The 19,525-nt window shown below is 64.5% G+C and carries 13 protein-coding genes; 4 read left to right on the forward strand and 9 right to left on the reverse strand.

Annotation, left to right across the window (positions count from 1 at the left end; genetic code table 11):
• The first annotated feature begins 326 nt into the window (after positions 1 to 326).
• Genes AB6N07_RS12565 through AB6N07_RS12580 form a run of 4 tightly spaced genes read left to right on the forward strand, consistent with a single transcriptional unit; the run spans position 327 to position 4,531 of the window.
• Entirely contained in the window at positions 327 to 1,442 is a 1,116-nt protein-coding gene (locus tag AB6N07_RS12565) for an ABC transporter permease (RefSeq protein WP_370678138.1), read from the forward strand.
• Positions 1,443 to 1,445: 3 nt separating this feature from the next.
• Positions 1,446 to 2,240, forward strand: a complete 795-nt coding sequence (locus AB6N07_RS12570; protein ID WP_370678139.1) for an ABC transporter ATP-binding protein — start codon at positions 1,446 to 1,448, stop codon at positions 2,238 to 2,240.
• Between the two features lie 8 nt (positions 2,241 to 2,248).
• Positions 2,249 to 3,901: an MlaD family protein gene (locus AB6N07_RS12575; RefSeq protein WP_370678140.1), complete on the forward strand. Its 1,653-nt coding sequence runs from the start codon at positions 2,249 to 2,251 to the stop codon at positions 3,899 to 3,901.
• Positions 3,902 to 3,937: 36 nt separating this feature from the next.
• A complete protein-coding gene (locus AB6N07_RS12580; protein WP_370678141.1) occupies positions 3,938 to 4,531 on the forward strand; it encodes an ABC-type transport auxiliary lipoprotein family protein in 594 nt (197 codons plus the stop codon).
• Positions 4,532 to 4,646: 115 nt separating this feature from the next.
• Here AB6N07_RS12580 and AB6N07_RS12585 read toward each other — a convergent pair whose 3' ends face one another.
• From AB6N07_RS12585 to AB6N07_RS12625, 9 genes are all read right to left on the reverse strand, one after another.
• The gene (locus tag AB6N07_RS12585; RefSeq protein ID WP_370678142.1) at positions 4,647 to 6,320 is read right to left on the reverse strand and encodes an ABC transporter ATP-binding protein; all 1,674 of its coding nucleotides are present in this window, start codon (positions 6,318 to 6,320) and stop codon (positions 4,647 to 4,649) included.
• Between the two features lie 170 nt (positions 6,321 to 6,490).
• Positions 6,491 to 8,275: an ABC transporter ATP-binding protein gene (locus AB6N07_RS12590; RefSeq protein WP_370678143.1), complete on the reverse strand. Its 1,785-nt coding sequence runs from the start codon at positions 8,273 to 8,275 to the stop codon at positions 6,491 to 6,493.
• Positions 8,276 to 8,639: 364 nt separating this feature from the next.
• Positions 8,640 to 9,275, reverse strand: a complete 636-nt coding sequence (locus tag AB6N07_RS12595) for an NrsF family protein (RefSeq protein ID WP_370678144.1) — start codon at positions 9,273 to 9,275, stop codon at positions 8,640 to 8,642.
• Complete coding sequence (locus AB6N07_RS12600) at positions 9,262 to 9,828, reverse strand: sigma-70 family RNA polymerase sigma factor (RefSeq protein ID WP_370678145.1); 567 nt, start codon at positions 9,826 to 9,828, stop codon at positions 9,262 to 9,264. The genes AB6N07_RS12595 and AB6N07_RS12600 overlap by 14 nt, the downstream gene beginning before the upstream one ends.
• Before the next feature lie 101 nt (positions 9,829 to 9,929).
• Positions 9,930 to 10,451 (reverse strand): DoxX family protein, encoded by a 522-nt coding sequence (locus AB6N07_RS12605; protein WP_370678146.1) that lies wholly within the window; start codon positions 10,449 to 10,451, stop codon positions 9,930 to 9,932.
• Entirely contained in the window at positions 10,435 to 11,247 is an 813-nt protein-coding gene (locus AB6N07_RS12610; protein ID WP_370678147.1) for a DNA-binding domain-containing protein, read from the reverse strand. Before AB6N07_RS12610 ends, AB6N07_RS12605 begins: the two co-directional genes overlap by 17 nt.
• Positions 11,234 to 12,160 (reverse strand): DUF692 domain-containing protein, encoded by a 927-nt coding sequence (locus AB6N07_RS12615; RefSeq protein WP_370678148.1) that lies wholly within the window; start codon positions 12,158 to 12,160, stop codon positions 11,234 to 11,236. Before AB6N07_RS12615 ends, AB6N07_RS12610 begins: the two co-directional genes overlap by 14 nt.
• 78 nt (positions 12,161 to 12,238) lie before the next feature.
• On the reverse strand, positions 12,239 to 12,553 hold the full coding sequence (locus AB6N07_RS12620; protein ID WP_370678149.1) for a DUF2282 domain-containing protein: 315 nt from the start codon (positions 12,551 to 12,553) through the stop codon (positions 12,239 to 12,241).
• Positions 12,554 to 12,794: 241 nt separating this feature from the next.
• Positions 12,795 to 18,896, reverse strand: coding sequence for a hypothetical protein (locus tag AB6N07_RS12625; RefSeq protein WP_370678150.1), 6,102 nt, complete (start codon positions 18,894 to 18,896; stop codon positions 12,795 to 12,797).
• Between the last annotated feature and the right edge of the window lie 629 nt (positions 18,897 to 19,525).

Below are 19,525 nucleotides of genomic sequence, written 5' to 3' on the forward strand. Positions count from 1 at the left end.
TCCATCAGTTGCTCCACGGACGCTCTCATCGCGCCGCCCGATCCGCTGACAGAGTAAAGATATCAAGACCGAATGGGAATCCTTAAAGGGGGAGCGCTATGTCGAAACCCTTATCTTTGGTCTAGTGGAGCAAATTTGCCATTTGAAAGCGGTGGGCATGAGACTTCAGATCAAATGTCAAAATCGCCCGTTCCATTCGAACCGAGGCTCACGGTTTCGGGAACGAGCGATTGCCGTTCAAGGCTGGCGCTCGAAGGCGCGGCTGATGTATCGTGCATAAGGACGCAGCGCTTCCGGCGCGGCGCGGATCCTCGAGGAGTGATGGCGTGGGGTCGGCTGACGGGGCGCGGGATGATGTGACGGTGCTCGGCATTGCCGGCGACTGGACGGTGGAAACCGTCGTCGCGGTGTTGCCGACTGTCGCGGAGAAAGTGACACCCGGCAAGCATCTGGTGTTCGACGGCAGCGAGCTCGGGCGCTTAGACACTGCCGGCGCCTGGGCGCTGGTTGGCCTGATGCGGCATCAGGAAGAGGCTGGCGGATCCACCGAACTCAAAGACTTCCCAAAGTCGGCGGCGGGCCTGATCGCCGAGATCGAACCGCTTGGCCGCGAGCCGTTGCCGGAGCCGAAGCGCCCCAACCCCATTACATGGACGCTCGAGGAGGTCGGCCGCGGGGCAGCGGGTCTTGTTGATGACGGTTACCTGGTGCTGGCGATGCTTGGCGAGGCGGTGGTGGCTTTCGTCGATGTCCTGCTACTGCGTCGGCGGATGCGTTGGGCGGCGTTCTTCAACCACATCAGTCGTGCTTCCATTCAGGCGGTGCCGATCATCGCTCTGATGAGTTTCCTGGTCGGCATGATCATCGCGCAGCAGGGGAGCTTCTATCTTTCCAGCTATGGAGCCAACTTCCTGGTGGTAGATCTCGTCGGCGTGTTGACCTGCCGCGAGCTCGGCGTGCTGCTGACCGCCATCATGATCGCTGGCCGTTCGGGCGCAGCCTATACCGCCGAACTCGGCTCTATGAAGATGCGCGAGGAGGTCGATGCGCTGAAAGTGCTCGGTCTGTCGCCGGTAGAAGTGCTGGTGTTGCCGCGTCTCATGGCTCTGATCATCGCGCTGCCGATCTTGACGCTGGTCTCCGATCTGGCGGCATTGGCCGGTGCCTGGGTGGTGGGTCTGTATTATATCGGCATACCCACAGATGTGTTTCTCAATCGCCTCAAGGCGGCATTGACCATCACCTACGTGCTGATCGGCCTCGCCAAAGCGCCATTCATGGCGGCCATCATCGGCCTTATTGCCGGTATTGAGGGTATGAAGGTGAAAGGGTCTGCCGAGTCGCTCGGTGAGCACACCACCGTAGCGGTTGTGAAAGCCATCTTCATGGTGGTGGTTACCGACGGCGTTTTCGCCATGATCTTCGCGACGATCGGAATCTGACGGATGACTGGCGAGACGGCGCGGCGGGATGGGCAAGAGCGGGAGGCGGTGATCACCGCCCGCGGTCTCGTCGTGGGTTTTTCCGGAGAGCCGGTTCTCGATGGGCTCGATATCGACGTCTGGCGTGGCGAGGTTCTGGGCATTGTCGGCGGCTCTGGTACCGGCAAGTCGGTGCTGCTCAGGACGATCATCGGCCTCAACGCCCGCTCGGCCGGTAGCATCAAAGTGTTCGGCAAGGATTTCGACGACATGTCGGGCCAGGAGCGGCAGAATATCGGCCGCCGCTGGGGTGTTCTGTTCCAGCAGGGCGCGCTGTTTTCCTCGCTCACCGTGCTTCAGAACGTGGCGGTGCCGCTACGCGAGCATATGCGGCTGCCCGATGATCTCGCCGACGAACTCGCCCGACTGAAGATCGAGCTGGCCGGCTTGCCGGCTGATGCCTGCGGCAAATATCCGGCGGAGCTTTCGGGCGGCATGATCAAGCGAGCGGCGTTGGCGCGGGCCTTGGTGCTCGACCCCGACATCGTGTTCCTCGACGAACCCACTGCCGGGCTGGACCCGATCGGCGCGGCCGAATTCGATCAGTTGATCCTTAAACTGCGGGATACGCTTGGCCTGACCGTGTTCATGGTGACACACGACCTCGACAGCCTCGTCACCATCACCGACCGCATCGCCGTGCTGGGCAACCGCCGCGTCCTCGTTGATGGTACATTCGCCGAACTCAAATCCTTTGACCACCCGTGGGTGCGCGCCTACTTCAACGGCCCGCGTGCCGCGCACTTCACCTTCGGATAGGAAACGCCATGGAATCTCGGGCCAACTATGCGGTGATCGGCGGCTTCGTCCTGGTCATGCTGATGATCGGCCTCGCGTTCCTCGGCTGGCTGAGCAATGCCGGCCAGACCCAGAGGCAGGCCGAGGTGCGCGTGATATTCTCGGGCGCGGTGACCGGCCTTTCGACCGGCTCGGCCGTGCTGTTCAACGGCATCAAGATCGGTGAAGTGCGCGATCTTCGGCTTGACGAGAAAGACCCGCGTACGGTTATCGCCATTATCCGCATCAGTCGCGATGTTCCGCTTAAAACCGATACTCGCGCAACTCTGTCCTATCAGGGGCTCACCGGCGCGGCGACGCTGCAGCTGGAAGGCGGCTCGCGCAACGCGCCGGGGCTGTTCGACGCATCGACCGATGGCATGCCGACCATGCCGGCGGAGATTTCGCCCTTCCAGGACATCCTGGAAAGCGCCCGCAACGTGCTGACGCGCGCCGATAGCGCCATGGCGGCGATCGACGACTTCATCACGGAGAACGGTCCGGCCTTCAATCGCACAGTGAACAACGTCGAGAAGTTCTCGGCGGCGCTGGCGGATAATTCCGACGGTATTTCGAAGGCGATGGGGTCGATCTCGTCGGCCGCCGATGCCATCGCGGACATCTCTCGCGATCTCAAGGGAGCGGCGGCGCAAGTGACGCGCCTCCTCAACGCTGTGGATCCGAAACGGGTGACGGAGATCGCCGAGCGGCTCTCGGATTCTTCGGATCGGCTTAACGCGGTACTGGAACGCGCCGATGTCATTGCCAACGGCATTGATCCGGAGGCTGTGAACGGCGTCGTCAAGAATGTGGCCGACGCGGCGCGGACGCTCGACGAAACGGTGGCCCAGGCGAAGGCCATTTTGGGCGCCGTCGATCCGAAGGCGGTCGATCGCTTGGTGACCAGCGTCACCGCCACGTCCGACGAACTGCGCGCGACAGCCAACCGAGCCGACACGGTTCTGGCTTCGGTCGATACAGAGAAGCTACGGTCGGTGGTTGCCGCTGTGGATACCGCCTCGCAGAACATCGCGGCGGCGTCCGGCTCCCTGGGTATGGTGGTGGACGACGCTCGCCAGACGATCGGCGCGGCGCGTGGCGTTGTCGAGGCGGTCGACCCCGCCAAGGTGCGCTCGACGGTGACCGACGTCAGCGACTTCGCGGCGATGCTCAAGGGCTACAAGCCGCAACTCGACTCCATCATGGCCGATGTCAAGCGCGCGTCGACCAGTCTCGCCAATCTCGGAAATACCATCGATGCCCGCACGCCGGATATTGATCGTATCGTCAGCGATACGCGGACATTGGCCGAGCAGTTGAACGGCATCGCGGCGCGCGCCGATGGTGTGCTTCAGAAGGTCGATGGCTACGTGACCGGCGACGGGAAGGGCCTTGTCGCGGAAGCGACGGAGGCAGCGAAGTCGATCCGCCAAGTGGCAGACAAGCTCAACCAGCAGGTCGGGCCCGTTGCCGACAACATCTCGAAATTCTCAAGCCGGGGGCTCGACAGCGTCGTGGCGTTGACAGAGCAGGGGCGACAGGCCCTGGCTCGGCTTGACCGCGTGCTGCAAGGCGTTGAAAAGAATCCTCAGCAGTTCATCTTCGGCGGGCAGGGCGTGCTCGAATACGCGCCGCGCAGATAGGAGGCGATGTTGGTTGCTGTTCATCCGAGTCGGCGGATGGTTCCTGCCGCGGCGCTTTCTATCGCGTTTGCCCTCGCTGGCTGTTCGGCGCTCGGCCTTGGGGCCACGCCCAAGCCGGACGCCATCTTTGATCTCAGTGTGCCGACGGCTTTCGAAGGTGTCGTCAAGCGCTCTTCGTCACAGCTGCTCGTGCCGCTACCGAACGCCAGCGATGCGCTATCGACAGGGCGGATAGCAGTGCGCGCCGCCGGCGGCTCGATATCCTACATGCCGGGCGTTTCCTGGTCCGACCAGTTGCCGCCGTTGATGCAGACGGTCATGGTGCGGGCCTTCGAGAATTCTGGCCGGGTGCGCGCGGTCGGCAAGCCGGGCGAGAGCCTTGCCATCGACGATCAGGTGATCGTCGATATCCGAGCGTTCGAGCTGGATGTCACCGGCTCGCCCGCCGCACACGTCACGCTCGGCGTCAAGCTGCTCGACGAACGTACTGGCAAGGTGCGGGCCACCCGCGTGGTCGATGTCAGCCGCCCCTCGGCGTCCGACAGGCCGAAGGATGCCATCTCGGCGATCAATCAGGCGGCTTCAGCGGCTGTAGCCGAAGTGGTGACCTGGACGGCGTCCGCGCTATAGGCGATGGGGGGAGGGAGCCTGCTCGGCAGCTAAGATGGCCTGTTTAGCCTTCGCCATTGTCGTACGATGATGATGAAGGCTGTAAATCTGAGGCCGTCTGCTTATTCGAGGTGGTTCACGACGGCTCTAGCGTTGTTCCACCGTGTTGCAGGGCCCAGTAGCCGCCCTTGAGCGCCATCAATGCGTCGTGGGTGCCCGCTTCGCGGACGTTACCTGCCTCCATATAGACGATCAGGTCCGCGTCGCGGATGGTCGAGAGCCGGTGGGCGATGACAAAGCTCGTTCGGCCGCGGCGCAGCTCGGACATGGCTTTTTGGATCAGCATCTCCGTGCGGGTGTCGACCGAGCTCGTCGCTTCGTCGAGAATGAGGATGGGCGTGTCCAGAAGGAAGGCGCGGGCAATGGTCATCAGCTGGCGCTGACCCTGTGACAGCGCCGCTCCGGCATTCTCCAGCACCGTGTCGTACCCCAAGGGCAGGGTGCGGACAAAATCATCGACGTGGCAGCGTTGCGCGGCAGCGATCACGTCTTGGCGGGGGCTCTCGGGGCGGCCATAGGCAATGTTGTCGTGGATCGTGCCGGTGAAAAGCCAAGCGTCCTGCAGCACCATGGCGATCACGCCACGCAATTCCGAGCGCGTGAGATCCCGGATGTCGATGCCGTCGAGACGGATCGCGCCATGGTCGATTTCGTAAAACCGCATCAAGAGATTGACCAGCGTGGTCTTTCCAGCTCCGGTCGGGCCGACGATGGCAATCATCTGGCCAGGCTGCGCTTCAAGGCTCACATCCTCGAACAAGGGTTGATCGGGCTGATAGCGGAAGCGGACATGCTCGAAGGCGACGTGGCCGGAAACCGGCTGTTCCAGCCGCCCTTCGCCGGCTTTCTCCGACGACATTTCCGGCGCGTCGAGCAGCTCGAATACCCGCTCGGCCGACGCCAGCGCCGACTGGACCTGTGCCACCATGCTCCCCAACTGCGAGACCGGCTGGCCGATTTGCCGGATATACTGGATGAAGGCCTGCAATTCGCCCAGCGACAGCCCGCCGGCCAGCACGCGGAAGGCGCCCGCGACGACCACCGCGACATAGGCGAGGTTGGTCACCACCATGGTTGCGGGCTGAATCAGGCTGGCCAGGACCTGCGCGGTCCGGCTGGCCTTGGTCAGCGCTTCGTTCTGATCGGAAAAGCGCGCCTCGATCCGGCCGCGCGCGCCGAACACGCGGATCAGGGTCTGGCCGGTGAAGCTTTCCTCCACCGTTGCGTTCAAATTTCCCGTTTCGCGCCATTGGGCGGTGAACTGCGGCCCGGAGGCGCGCGTGAGAAGCCGCGTCAGGGCCAGGGAGACAGCAATGGCCGTGACTGCGACGATCGCCAGCGGCAGGGAGAGGACGACCATCATCGAGAGAACGCCGACGACCGTCAGCAGCATCATGAGGACCTGGCTGGCGATCTGCTGCAGATTCTGGATCACATTGTCGATGTCGTTGGTGAACCGCGACAACACCTCGCCACGCGGCCGCGCGTCGAACCAGCTGAGCGGCACACGCGACAGCTTGGCCTGAGACCGGCCGCGTAAATCACTGCCGAGCTTCTGCACCACCTCGTTGATCAGCCGGGCCTGCGCCAGATTGAGCAAGGAGGCGACCAGATAGATCAGCGCGACGATCATCAGTTGTCGGACGAGCGCGGCGTTGCTGAAGCCGTCGCTGACCAGAAGATCCGTGGCCTTGCCGAGCTGCCATGGCCCGACCGTGCTGGCTGTCACGCTGCCGATGGTCAGGAGCACGGTACCGATGAGGACGCGTCGACTGTTGCCGAGAGCACGCCAGAGGGCCAGCGCCGCGTTGCGGGTGTCTTTGGGCTTGCCTCCGCCAAGCGCCGCGCCAGGCCCCCTATGCCCGCGCATTCCGGGGATCGGCTGTGAGGCGACAGCCGGGCGAGAGTCATCCATCTTGGTCATGCGGCATCCTCTGCCACGGCCCGCTGTGACCGCACGATATCGGCATAAACAGCGCAGTCCTCGATCAGCGCCGCATGCGGCCCGAAGCCGACGGTCTTGCCGCGATCGAGCACGAGGATGCGGTCGGCGTCCTGGATCGATGCGACACGCTGGCTGACGATGACTGTCACCGCGTGAGCGGTGGCGCGCCGAAGTTCCGCCCGCAACCGCGCATCGGTGGCCTGATCGAGCGCCGAGAAGCTGTCATCGAACAGGTAGAGATCGGCGTCGCAGACCAGCGCTCTGGCGATGGCGAGCCGCTGTCGCTGTCCGCCGGAAAAATTGGTCCCGCCCTGGGCGACGGGCGCCGCCAGTTTGCCGGGCAGCGCGCGGATGAAATCGGCGGCCTGCGCGATCTCAAGGGCCTGCCAGAGCTTCGCTTCATCGGCCAGGGGATTGCCGAGCCGCAAGCTGTCGGCGACGGTGCCCGAGAAGAGATAGGTTTTTTGCGGAACGTAGCCGATCCGTCCGTTCAGCGCCTCGGGCGCGATCGCCCGCAGATCGACACCGCCGAGCAAAACGCGTCCGGTGTTCGGATCGTCCAGCCGCGCGATCAGATTGACGATGGTCGACTTGCCTGAACCGGTGGCTCCGATGATGCCGAGGGTCTCACCGGGGGCAACCTCGAAGTCGATGTTTTCGAGCACCATGGCTTCCGCGTGTGGGTAACCAAAGCTGACCGCCTCGAAGCGCAAGGGCAGCCCGGTGCCTTTTTCTGCCAGAGCTTTCGGATGAGCCGGCGGACCCACCATGGCCGGGCTCCGCAGGAGGTCGCTGATGCGCCGTGCACTGACCAGGGCCCGCGGCAGCAGCACCACCAGCATGCCCATCATCATCACGGAGATCAGGATCAGCGAGACATAGGACAGGAAGGAGATCAGCGCGCCGATCTGTAGATCGCCGCTGATGATCCGGCTCGAACCCGCCCATATCAGGGCGACGGAGGCAAGCTGCATCACGGCGGTCAGCGTGGGGCTGATCGCCGTCATCAGCCGCCCGGCTCGGAGCGCGGTGTCGGTCAGGTCCGTGTTGGCCGCCCCAAACCGCCGGCTCTCGCTGCCTTCTTGCAAAAACGCGCGAATGACCCGAATGCCCTCGATCTGCTCGCGCAGGATCGTATTGACCCCATCGAGCTGCTTCTGCATGCGCTGGAACAGCGGTGTGGCGCGAAACGTCAGAAAGCCGATGATCAGCGCCAGGATCGGCACCACGATCAGCAACAGCCTCGACAACTGCGCATCTTGGCGCAGCGCCATGATGGCACCGCCAATCCCCATGATCGGCGCGATGACGATCATGGTCAGCGTCATGGTCAGCATGGTCTGTACTTGCAGCACGTCATTGGTGCAGCGGGTGATGAGGGAGCCGACACTGAAGCTCTGGACCTGTGCCAGGGCGAGGTTGTGGACCTTGGCAAAGACGTCGGCCCGCAGGGTCTGGCCAACCCGGAAGGCGATCCGCGCGCCGAGGGTGACGGCAGCGACGCTGAGCACGAGTTGCACCAGCGAGGCGGCCATCATCAATCCGCCATAGCTCAGGATCGCGCCGGTGGACTTGGCGACAATGCCTTTGTCGATGATATCGGCGCTAAACCCCGGCAGCAGCAGGGCCGCCGAAACCTGCCCCAATTGGCACGCCAGCAGGCCAAGGAGGGCCCAGCCATGCAAGCGAAGCCGGGCGATCCAACCTGTCGCGGGCGCGGCCGGGGCGGCGTGGACGATCGAGGATTGGGTTGCGGTCATCGTTCGCCTTTTTGCTCAGTGCCCGACCGGAGACTCTGCCTGGGCGGGTATCTGGCTTCGATTTCTGCGCTTGCCGTGCTCACGAACTGCTTTTGAAAATGCACTTTTGCTGGAGTTGCTCGAAGTTCGCTCCGCTCCGGTTCTCGTGCCTCTCGACAGTTCCCATCCAGGACATCGGTTCGCGCCAATTTTCCCCATGTTAGGTTACCATCAGCGCTTGGAAAGTGCCGCTGAATTCGACGGTTGCCGCTCAAAGCTGAGTGTTGTCCGTCAGGCTCGGCCGAGCTTGCCGCTGGCGTGGGCCAGAAGCGCGTAGACCTTGCCGGTATCGGAGTGCAGGGCGCTCTTGGCGAGGATAGGGCAATTACCAGCGAAGGACGCGTCGGCCCAGGAGAAAGCCGGCGGCGGTTACCACCAGTATGCCGAGCGCGTACCAGGTTGCCAGAAAGAGCGGGCTGTCGTCCGGGCAGTGCCAGGCATAGATGGCGGCTGCGATGCCGCTGGCGGCAAGGCCTGCCACTGCGCCGGCTTTGCCGGGGCTTTCCGGGGCTCCCTGACGGACGGAATAGAGGATGGCGGCGAGCGGGGCGATTGACAGCATGGGGACGAAGACGAGGCAGAAGCTCGAAAAATGTCCCTCAAGGCTGGTTCCCCAAGCCGCCCGCGGCACGACGAACAGTTCGGCCGCGATGCCAATGAGCAGGGCTGTGAGCGGCAGGAGAAGCGCCAGTGCCGCCGCGCGCAACGACACGCCCGGCTTGCCGATCAGGAAGGCGAGGCGTGTGGAGGTGATCGCCAAGAGCAGGGTGAGGCCGAGCTTGAACATGACGCGCGGCGTCTCGATCGCTTCGACCATGTTCTTGCGGATGCCGAGGGTGGAGAGCAACAGCAAGGCCGAGATCACCACTCCGATCACCAGCGCGATCAGGAAAACGTGGCCAAAGCGAACGCTCGTGCGCGCATCCTTTGCCAAGAGGTTGATCAGGTCATCCGTTTGCACGTCTGTCGCTCCGATAGAGGGCCGCCAATCCTTTGAGCGCCCTGTGTAGCGCCACCCGTACGGCGCCTTCCGTCATTTGCAGCCGCTCGGCCGTTTCGCGGATACCGGCACCACCGAGCGAGATGGAGCGCACGATGTCGCGCTGTGGATCGCGCAAGCCTTCCAGCAGGCGGTCGACATCGACGCGGTCGGCGCCCTCGTCGTGAGGGACGGCTTCCAGCGTCTCCATGACATCCTCGATCGGGACGCTGACGTGGCGGCCTCGCCGACGCAGGCTGTCGACCAGCTTGTTGCGCACGATGGACGACAGCCATGGGCCGACCGGCCGGGAGGTGTCCCAGGTGCCGCGCTTCAAGTGAACCGCCAGCAAAACTTCCTGTACCACGTCCTCCGCTTCGCTCGGTGAAGCTCCGAACTGGTCGCAGCGCCGGCGGGCGATCGATCTGAGATAGGGCGTTATGGCCTTCAGAAAGCGTTGATAGGCTAGCGTGTCGCCGGCCATCGCCGCGCACATCCAGGCCGCCCATTCGTCTTCCCGGGCCGAATGGCTCATCCGCCAGCACCCTCTCAGCGGGGATCCAGGTTCTGAACGCATTGGCGGGTAAACGGCAAGAGAACGCAAGCGCCACCTTTTCCTTGTCCAAACGACGTCCGTCACGCTCGAGCAGAGCCAAGGCCGGAGCCCCTGACGATCAGATAGTCGAGCGAGGCCCGACCAGGCCCATGGCGCATGATGGCAAGCGCCATCGCCGCCCAGGTGATGTGGATCGGCCAGCCATCGGGCACGGTCAGCTCGACGACGGCTGTCATCAGGAGCAGGCCGAGGCCGGCAAAACGCGTCGCAAGACCAAGGACAAGAAGCGTCGGGAAGACGATCTCGCCGCATCCGGAGAGGAAAGCCATCACCGCCGGCGCGGGGAAGGGGTAGGGGCCGCCCGGCAGGTGCAGCATGAATTCCTGGCTGAAAAGATCGATCGCCGTATCGTTGAGTTGCAGGAAGCCATCCCATTTCAAGATGCCCGACCGCCAGAAGGGAACGGCGAGCGCCAGGCGAAGAGCTGCCTGGACAAAGTCCGGCGGGGCCACGGCGCGGACAAGGCTATCGGCCGTGGTAACGAGCCGCGCCAGTGAAGAAAGAACGCCCCGATGGGGCACGGACCTAGACATGCTCGACATGGCAGCTCTCCGTCTCGATGTGGGAGAAGGCGCCGGCGGCGATCATCTCGCCGATAGCACCGGAAAGGTCGAAGTCGGGTTCGGCCTCGAAGGCCGTCGCGACGGCCACCGCCAGGCATTGTCCGCCGAGTAGCGCGCGAAGAAAGATGGCGGTGCCCGGCGCCAGAAGGCGCACGGTCACCTCATCCTCGATCCGCGTTATCAGCCCGTCTTCCGGCCGGTCGTCGACGCGGCCAATCGGGTCAGCGCTCCGGTTCATGGCGAAGATGGTGACAGCCGGATGCGCTGATGAGATCAGCCGCGTGGCGGGATGCGGCTTGAAGGTCAGGGTGCCCAGATCTTCCGGCGGCACAGCCGAAAGGGCTTTGGCCATGAGGGCCGGTGCGTCGGCGGCGTGATAGCTGTCGAGCCATAAACGTTCGATGCGGGCCACGTCCGATAGCCATGGCATATCCGCGGCGTAGTCGTAGCGATCGATGAAGTCGGGGAAGCTTCGTCCATATTCGAACAGCAGCGGCGAGGTGGGCGGTGTCTCACGCACATGGAAACGGGCCATGGCGCGAAAGAAATCGGTGCCCGTGATGCGCTCCACTGCCGGGTAGACCGAGGCGAGCGCCGCGATCAAGCTGACCGTGACGTTGTTGCGGTAGACATTGTAGCGCTTGTCCGCCCGCTTGCCGCGCGGGCCTGTTACCAGCGCCGGTGTCGCGGCGTCGGGAGCGAGCAGGGCGGCCGAGAACTGACCGGCAAAATCCGTTGCTTGTGGCCTGAGCGGCAGGATGTCAGCCGAGTGCATGGATTGGCTCCCTGGTCTTGGCGTTTCGATCAAGGATCGCTTGCGCCGCCAAAGCCTCTGCCCGCAGGACCGGCCATTGGGGAATCTGGCTGTCCCACTCGATCAGCGTGGGGATCGGCCCGCGGTGGGCAATCACATTCTCATAGAGCCGCCAGACGGCATCGGTGACCGGTCCATCATGGCTGTCGATCAGCAACGGTTCGCCTTCATCATCTTCCTGCTCGGCGTGACCGGCGAGGTGGATCTCGCCGACCTTCGAAAGCGGAAAGTCGGTGAGATAGTCCAGCGCCGAAAAGCCGTGGTTGGTGGCCGAGACGAAGACGTTGTTGACGTCGAGCAACAGACCGCAGCCGGTTCGACGGGAGACCTCGCCGATGAACGCTGTCTCGCTCATCGAGGAGGCGGCAAACAGGACGTAGGTCGAGGGGTTCTCCAACAGGATCGGCCGTCCGATCGCGTTTTGCATCTCATCGACATGGTCGCAGACATGGGACAGCGTCGCGGCCGTGTAGGGCAGGGGCAACAAGTCGTTCAGGTAAGTGTTCACATGGGTCGACCAAGCGAGATGCTCGGACACCAGCGCCGGCTCGTAGCGATCGACCAGGCTTTTGAAACGGCTCAGGTGGTCTCTGTCGAGCGGCTGCGGGCCGCCGAGCGACATGCAGACACCGTGCAGGGAGATCGGATAGTCGCGGCGCACGCGTTCGAGCGCCCGATGCGGCGGGCCGCCGGCGCCCATGTAGTTTTCGGCGTGAACCTCGAAGAAACCCTGCCGGTCGGCTTCGGCAAATATCGCCGCGAGGTGTTCCGGCTTGAAGCTGGTGCCGGTTTGGCCGGACATGGAGATCGTCGGAAAGCGGAGCGTCGTTTCCGTCTTCATGGGGATGTTGGATGTCACGTCGACTTTGGCCATCGTCGCCTCCGCTTTCCGGGATCTTTTGCTGGAGCGGGTGGGTTCCGATCAGGCTCAACCAACCTGATCGGCCGATCATCAGATGTCGCGATCCAGAGGCATCAGCGAACCATGGCGGCCGCCTGGAAGTTCCAGCGAGGCGCAGGTGCCGCCCTGGGTGAACTTCCATGAGTTGCCCTGGAAATCCTTGACTGAGGTTCCCTGGCAAGTCGTCCCCGGCCCGGCGGCGCAATCATTCTGGCCCTTGAGAGCCACGCCGTAACACTTCTCCTTGTGGGCGGCGATCGCGGCATTGGCCTCCGCCTTGGTCAGCGGCGCGGCGCTGGCAAAGGTTGCGAGGGCCGAAGTGATTGCGCCGGCGAGAAGGACGGTGGTGACGGAAGTCCTCAGCATTGATGTTCTCCGTGTTTCAAGACGCGCCCTTTTCTATTGGGCACGCAAGGTACTCGGAGGCTGGGGGGCGTTTGTTACAGCGAGCGCGATAACGAACGCGTGATCGGATGAAATGCAAGTGTCCTGCGTTGGGACCAACTTGCCCGCGCCTCTCGCCGGAACGCGCGAAAAGCGCTGAATCCGGCCAAAGAAAAAGGGCGCCGTGCGGGCGCCCTTTCAATGTCGGTTATGTCCTGCAGGCTCAGCCGAGCTTGCCGCTGGCATGAGCCAGAAGCGTATAGACCTTGCCGGTATCGGAATTCAGATAGTTCTCGGCAAGGCGGCCGTTCGGGTCCTTCTGGACCGCTTCCTCGTAGAGAGCGCTGAAGTGGTCGATATAGCGGTCGACAGCCTCGCGGAAGTCGGTCTCGCGACCGTAGCGGCGGCGTACCTCGTCAAAGGTCTGCTGGCCCTGAAGCGTGTAGGCGCGACGTGTGAACACGTTGCCTTCACCGCGCCGGTAACGGTCCCAGAGATCGGCATAGGCCTCCGGGTCAATCGACCGGGCGATGTCGGAGGTCAGCGATCCCAGACCGTCGAGCGGGTTACCGCTCTTGGCGCCACGATCAGATGACGGCAGGCGCGGCGTCGCACCGTCCTCGTCGTTGACGCGGCGCAAGAGGTCGGAGATCCAGCCGCTCGCCCGATCACCGCGCTCGTCGGTGGCAGGCTGCTGCCGTGGCTCCGGACGGCGTTCTGCGACGGCGGGGCGGGGCGGCTGGTTGGCCGGTTGACGCGGGAAGGCGCGCGGGGTCTCGGCCACCGTCGGCTGCGACGGCTTCTGGGCCGGTAGGCTGCGGGTGACCGACGTCTGAGCTGACGCCTGCGCACGCATCGGCACGTCCGCGACCTTTTCACCGGGCAGCTGGCGCGAGACGATCTCGGAGAGCTCGTTCAGGGCGCGGATCTGCTCGCTGACCACGCGGCGCATGGCGGCGGTGTGCTGGCTGGTCTCTTCCGGCAGGTCGAGGACGCCACGGCTCAGATCCTCGCGGATCTGTTCCAGCTCCCGGCCGACGGCGCGGGTGGCCTTGCGCATTTCCTCGGTGGCACCGGCGAAACGGTCGACAGCCGAGCCGATGGCAGCGTTGATCTCGGAGATCAGCTCGCCACGTACCCGCTCGATGGTCACCTTCGCCTTGACGCCTTCTTCCTCGGCGCTGACCGACAGCTGCTCAAGCTGCTGGGTGACGCCGTTCATGGCCGTCTCAGCGTTGCGGGCCAACTGATAGCCGACGTCGCGGGCGCGGCGCTCGGCGTTGGACAGCGTGTCCTGGATCTGGCCGGAGATGTTCTGCAGGCTTTCGGACATCGTCTCGGTCCGCTCCTGCAGCGTGGAGACCACGCTGTCGAGCGCCACGAGGCGATCGCCGATGACGCCCTGGAGGGTGCCGCCCACCGACGACAACGCGCGGGCCGACGACTGGAGATCGCCGGTCTGCTCGGAGAGCGATGTGGCGATGGTGCCGATGTCGGCCAGTACCGTGCGCGAGACCTCGCGCAGGACTTCGGTCGTCTCGGCGACGGTGGTGCTGGAAGCGGTCGTGTCGGCAACGACGCGATCGAGGGCGAGGCGAAGGTCGCCGGTCTGCTGCTCGAGGCCACGTTCGATGCGGGCCAGGTTGCCGGCCGCCTGATCGACGACGGAACGGAGGCCGCGGTTGGCGTCGTCCACCTGTGCCAGCACGGCGACCACGTCGGTCTTGACGCGCGTCGTGGTTTCGTCGAGCGACTGCAGGACGTCGCGGCCCTGTTCGTCGAAGGTGGCCATCAGCGACAGCGTCGCCTGCTTCAGGGCATCCGACGCATCGTTGCCGCGCTGGGTAATGGCACGGCTGACGCCTTCGCCACCCTTGGCCAGCGCCGCCAGCACATCGTTGGCGGCATTGCGGACCAGGCCAGCCACTTCCTCGCCACGGCTGCCAACGGCGTCGTCGAGGGCGCGGGTGCCCGAGAGGAAGGCATTGGCGAGATCGCCGCCACGGCCATCCACCAGATCGGCCAGCTCGGCCATGCGCCGGGTGACCACATCGACCACCTTCTCGGCACGGGTGTCCATGGCGCTCGCCGCGGCCTCGGTGCGGGCGTTGAGCACCCTCTCGAGATCGCGTGTCGCGTCGGCGAGGCGTTCGGTGGCCGACGCGATGGCGGCCGCCAGGATCTCGCTAGACCGCTCGGTTTCGCCGGCGATGCGGCCAGTGACCGCCTCGGCCGAGCCGATGAGGTTGGAGCGGGCACGGGCAGTCTCTTCCGAGAGACGGTCGGTAACCTCGTCGATGGCGCCGATCAGGCCGGCGCGCGCCTTTTCGCTTTCGGCTGCCATCCGGCCGGTGACGTCGTCGACCGAACCGATGATGGTGTCGCGGACGCGCTCACTCTCGCCGACGAGGCGGCCTTCGACGGCGGTGATCGCCTCGTAGACGTTCTCGCGGGCCTTCTGGCTCTCGGTGGAGAGCACGTCGGACAGGGTGGTGATGAGTTCGTTGAGCGTGCCATGCGTTTCGTCACGCAGGCTGGCGAGACGATCCTCGGCGCCCGACAACGACTGGCTGACGGCAAGCGAGGTGTTCTCGCCCTCGACCGCCAGGCGCGAGGCGGCGCCGTCGATGGCGGCGACCACGGAGCTGCGAACCAGCTCGCTCTCGCCGGCGAGGCGCTCGGACATGCCTTCCAGCACGCTTGAGACGACGTCACGCGCCCGGACCGAACCGGTTTCCATCTCGTTGGCGATGTCGGTCATGGCCTCGGTGACGATCGTCTTGGCCCGGTCGGCCTCGAAGCGCAGCTTATCGGTGGCCGCTTCCACCGAACCAGTGAGGTCGTCGCGGACGCGGGCACTTTCCTTCTGCAGCACGGCGGCGGCGTTGATGAGAGCGCGGGCGAGTTCCTCACGGGCGTTCTCGGTCTGGCTGCCGAGCATATCGACGATGGAAGCGAGGCGCTGGGTGAGCGACACTTCCAGCGAGCTGGCGCGGCTGTCCAGCGTCTCGGCGACCTCGAACACCTTGGAGCCGAGCGACACGTTGATTTCGGCCACCTTGTCGGCCAGCGTCTCGGTGAACTCCTCGGTCTTGCGCTGCAGCGAGCGGCCGACCGCGTCGAGACGGCCCTCGATGGCATCGACCATTTCAGACTGGCCGGCCGAGAAGGCCTGCGCCAGATCGCGGGTGCGGGCCATCAGCGTTTCGGTGATCTGGCGAGCACGGCCGTCGAGCGCGTGGTCGATCAGTTCGATGCGGTTGTCGAGGGTGCCAGTCAGCGAATCCGCCTTGTCGGCGAAGGTGCGCGTGGCGTCCTCGAGACGCTTGCCGACGTTGCCGTCGAAAGCGGCGAGCTGGCCTTCCAGCGAAGCGCCGAAGCTGCCAGCGCGGCCTTCCAGCGAGGTGAGGACTGCCTGGGTACGGCCGTCCAATATCTCCACCAGCGTGCCGGAGCGCTTGTCGAATTCGACGCCCAGCCGCTCGACGCGCTCGTCGATGAGGCTGGTGATGTTGCCAGAGCGGCCCGTGAGGGTCTCTTCGAGCACATGGGTACCATCGGCAAGGGCGTTCTGGATGGTGAGGGTGCGCTCGGCAAGCGCTGCCTCGATGCGGGCGATCTGCTCTTCAAGCGAGCCGTCGAGCATCGACGTGCGACTGACCAGATTTTCCACCAGTTCGGCGGCGCGGCCGTTGATGATTTCGTCGAGCACGCGGATGCGCTCGGCAAAGCTCACCGACATGCTGTCGGAGCGGTCGTCGAGCAGGTTGGCGATCTGGCTGCCGGCGGCGAGAATGGTCTCGGCGACGCGTTCGCCACGGGCGTTGACGGCGCGGGCGATCTCGGCGCCGATGGTCGACAGGCGCTCGGAGAACAGGCTGCCGCTGTCGGCGAGCAACGTCTCCACCGACAGCGTGGCGCCGTCGATGATGCCGCGGATCGACGTGGTGCGGTCGTCCATCATGCGGGCGACTTCCTGGCCCGAGGCGGCGATCCGATCGGCCAGTTCGACGCCGTTGACGTTGATCGCCGTGTGCATCGCCTCGCCGGTGACGGCCAACTTGTTGACGAGATCGGTACCGCGTTCGGTGATCGTCGAGCTGATGAGGCTACCGGTCTGGTCGAGGCGATCGGTGATCTCGCTGCCACGGATCGACAGATCGAGCAGCACGCCCTCGGAGGTGGAGCGCAGCGTCTCGTTGATGGTGTCGATCTTCTCGGCCATCGCCTTCGAGGCTTCGTCGGTCGTGCGGGCAACTTGCTCGCTGACCGCGAAGGCGCGCTGCGAGATGTCCTCGGCGAAAGTCTGGCCGGAGCGGGCCAGCGTCTCGTCGATCTCGCGGGTGCGCAGCGTGAGGTTTTCCTCAAGGGCGGCGACGGTGGTATCGATGGAGAAAATGATGGCGTCGCTACGGTCGCGCAGCAGCGTCTCGAGCGAACCGGTGCGGCTATCGAGGGTGGAGGAGATCTCCTGCGACCGCTCGGTGAGCACCCTGTCGAGGTTGTCGGTGCGGGTGAGAAGCTGCGTCTCCATGACCGACGTCGAGGTGGCGATGGTGGAGACCAGTTCGTTGACGCGGTGACCGATGGTCCGGTCGAAGTTGGCCGACTGCTCGGCGAGGGTGGCGCCGAACAACTCGGCGCGGGTCGACAGCGTCTCGGCCAGTTCGTTGGTACGGCCGGAGATCGTCTGATCGATGAGCTGGGTCTTGTCAGTCAGCTCGGCGCTAAGTTCGTTGGTGCGCGCCTCGATGGTGCTGGCAAGCTGGGCCGAGCGCAGGGCAAGCGTGCTCTCGAGGGCCTCGCTCTTCTCTGTGAGCGCGGCGGAGAATTCGTTGGTGCGAGTGGACAGCGTTGTGCCGATCTCTTCGGCCTTTTCACCGAGAGTCTTGCCGAGCTCGAAGGTGCGGACCGACAGGGTCGACGACAGCTCGTCGGAGCGAGCGGCGATCGTCGAGACGATCTCTTCTGTGCGGGCGGACAGAGTGAAGGCGATATCGGCGGTGCGATCGGTGAGCGTCGACGACAGCTCCTCCGAACGGGCGTTCAGCGTAGAGACCAGTTCCTCGGTGCGCGAGGCCAGCGTGAAGGCCAGTTCGCCGGTGCCGTCGCTAAGGGCTGACGACAGGTCGGCGGCGCGGGTGGCGATCGTCGACACCAGTTCGTCCGAGCGCCTGGCGAGTTCGCTGCCGAGCTGTTCGGTTTCCTTGCCGATGGCGCCGACCAGACGGCCGCCTTCCTCGGTAATGGTGCGCGTCAGCGCATCGCTGCGGGTGGCGATCGCCTCGTTGATGGCGGTGCCGGTCTCGGCGAGGCCGCCGATCAGGCTTTCACGCTCGGCGCCCAGTGTCGACAGGAAGTCGGCGCCGCGCTTGGCCACCGTCTCGGTGACGGAGTTGCCGGCGGCCTCGAAGGCCAGTGCCAGTTCCTCGGCCTTGGAACCGAAGGTACGGGTGACGTTGCGGCCGGTTTCGTCGATGCGGTTGGTCAGCAGGTCGCCGGCGGTGCGCAGCTCTTCCGACAGGTTCTGGTGGGCACCGGAGATGGCGCTCCGCGCCTTCTCGGCATTGGCGATCACGCTTTCCCGCTGGTTGACGAGTTCCTCGACCAAGCCGCGGATGCGCAGCTCGTTTTCGGCATAGGAACGCTCGAGCGAGGAAACTTCGTTGTGGACCAGCACTTCGAGCTCGCTGGCTCGGGCGAGCGCCCGCTCGATGCCGTCGCCCATGGCGGCGACTTCGCGGCGGATGGCCTGGCCGACGGTGACGACGTTCTCCTTAGCCGACAGCTCGGGCTCGGCGAGCTTGATCGCCACTTCGGTGAGGGAACGAGCTGCGAGCCGCAGATCCTGGGCGCGCCAGATCATGGTGGCGATGGCGAAGAACAGCACGACCGGGGCAATGATGCCACCGACCAGCGCGAAGCCGTCGGGACGCGCGAACAGGGTGGCCGGCTGGGCCAAGACCGAAAAGTCGCCAAAAGCGATGCGAGCAACATAGAAGCCGCCGGCAACCCAGATCACCGAGGCGAGAAGCGCGACCCAGAAGGGAGCAGCGGAAGGCCGGCGCTGCATCTGGTAAAGCAGAGTTGCAACGGACCGACGGTCGTCATTGGCTGGGGCGCGGCCCGGACGAGCCGTCGTGCGCGGTGCATCGGCGGTGTCGACGTGCGGCTGCCTTTGAGTGGCATCGGGGCTATCGGCGAAGGTATCCTGGTCGGGTGATCTCGGCGTATCGGCCGAGACACCGAAGTCGATCTTCAGGGCCTCCTCGACGGCGGAGAGTGCGGCCTCCGCCGGATCCGATGCCTTGGTGCTTTTTACCATGGTACCCTCTTGTCCGCATACTTGCTGCTGAACAACTCCGGAAGCGAACCCCCGGTTGCCGTCCCGCTCGAACCGTGCCCCCGCCTGGCCTAGGCGAGCGACACGAACTCGGGCTTTCCTGACCGCCATGTGCCCTTGAAGAGGCGGCAATGGCTACGCTGGCCGAGGAAAGCCTATTAAAATGTAATGGCACAACAGGGCGTTCCGGACAAGGAAAGCTCCCCCGGCGCCCCGTATTGTTAACAAGCCACTAATAAGCGCCGCACATTGTTATTCATCTTCCGGTTGTTATTTTTGGATCCGAAGACGGATGTTTAGGGTGGCCGCCATGCTCTCGCCGATCGGCGCACGCGCCGGGCATGAGGCTGCTAGAGGCAGGACAGACACAGTCAAGACGTTAGGCTTTCGACTTGAATATTGGCTTAAAACATATGGTTACCGACCTGCTTGCGGGGTGGCGTCCTCTTGGCCACCGATGGTATGGATCTCGTGGGTGAGGTTCCGAAACGTGAGGGCCATACTTAACGGCGGCAACAGGCTTGGATTGCAGCCGGCGAATTAACCATATCTTCAGAATTCCGATCGCTCCTCGGAGCCGGTAGGACGTTATCGGGACCTGTTCAGCCTCC

Source organism: Pleomorphomonas sp. PLEO (assembly GCF_041320595.1).
GTDB lineage: Bacteria > Pseudomonadota > Alphaproteobacteria > Rhizobiales > Pleomorphomonadaceae > Pleomorphomonas.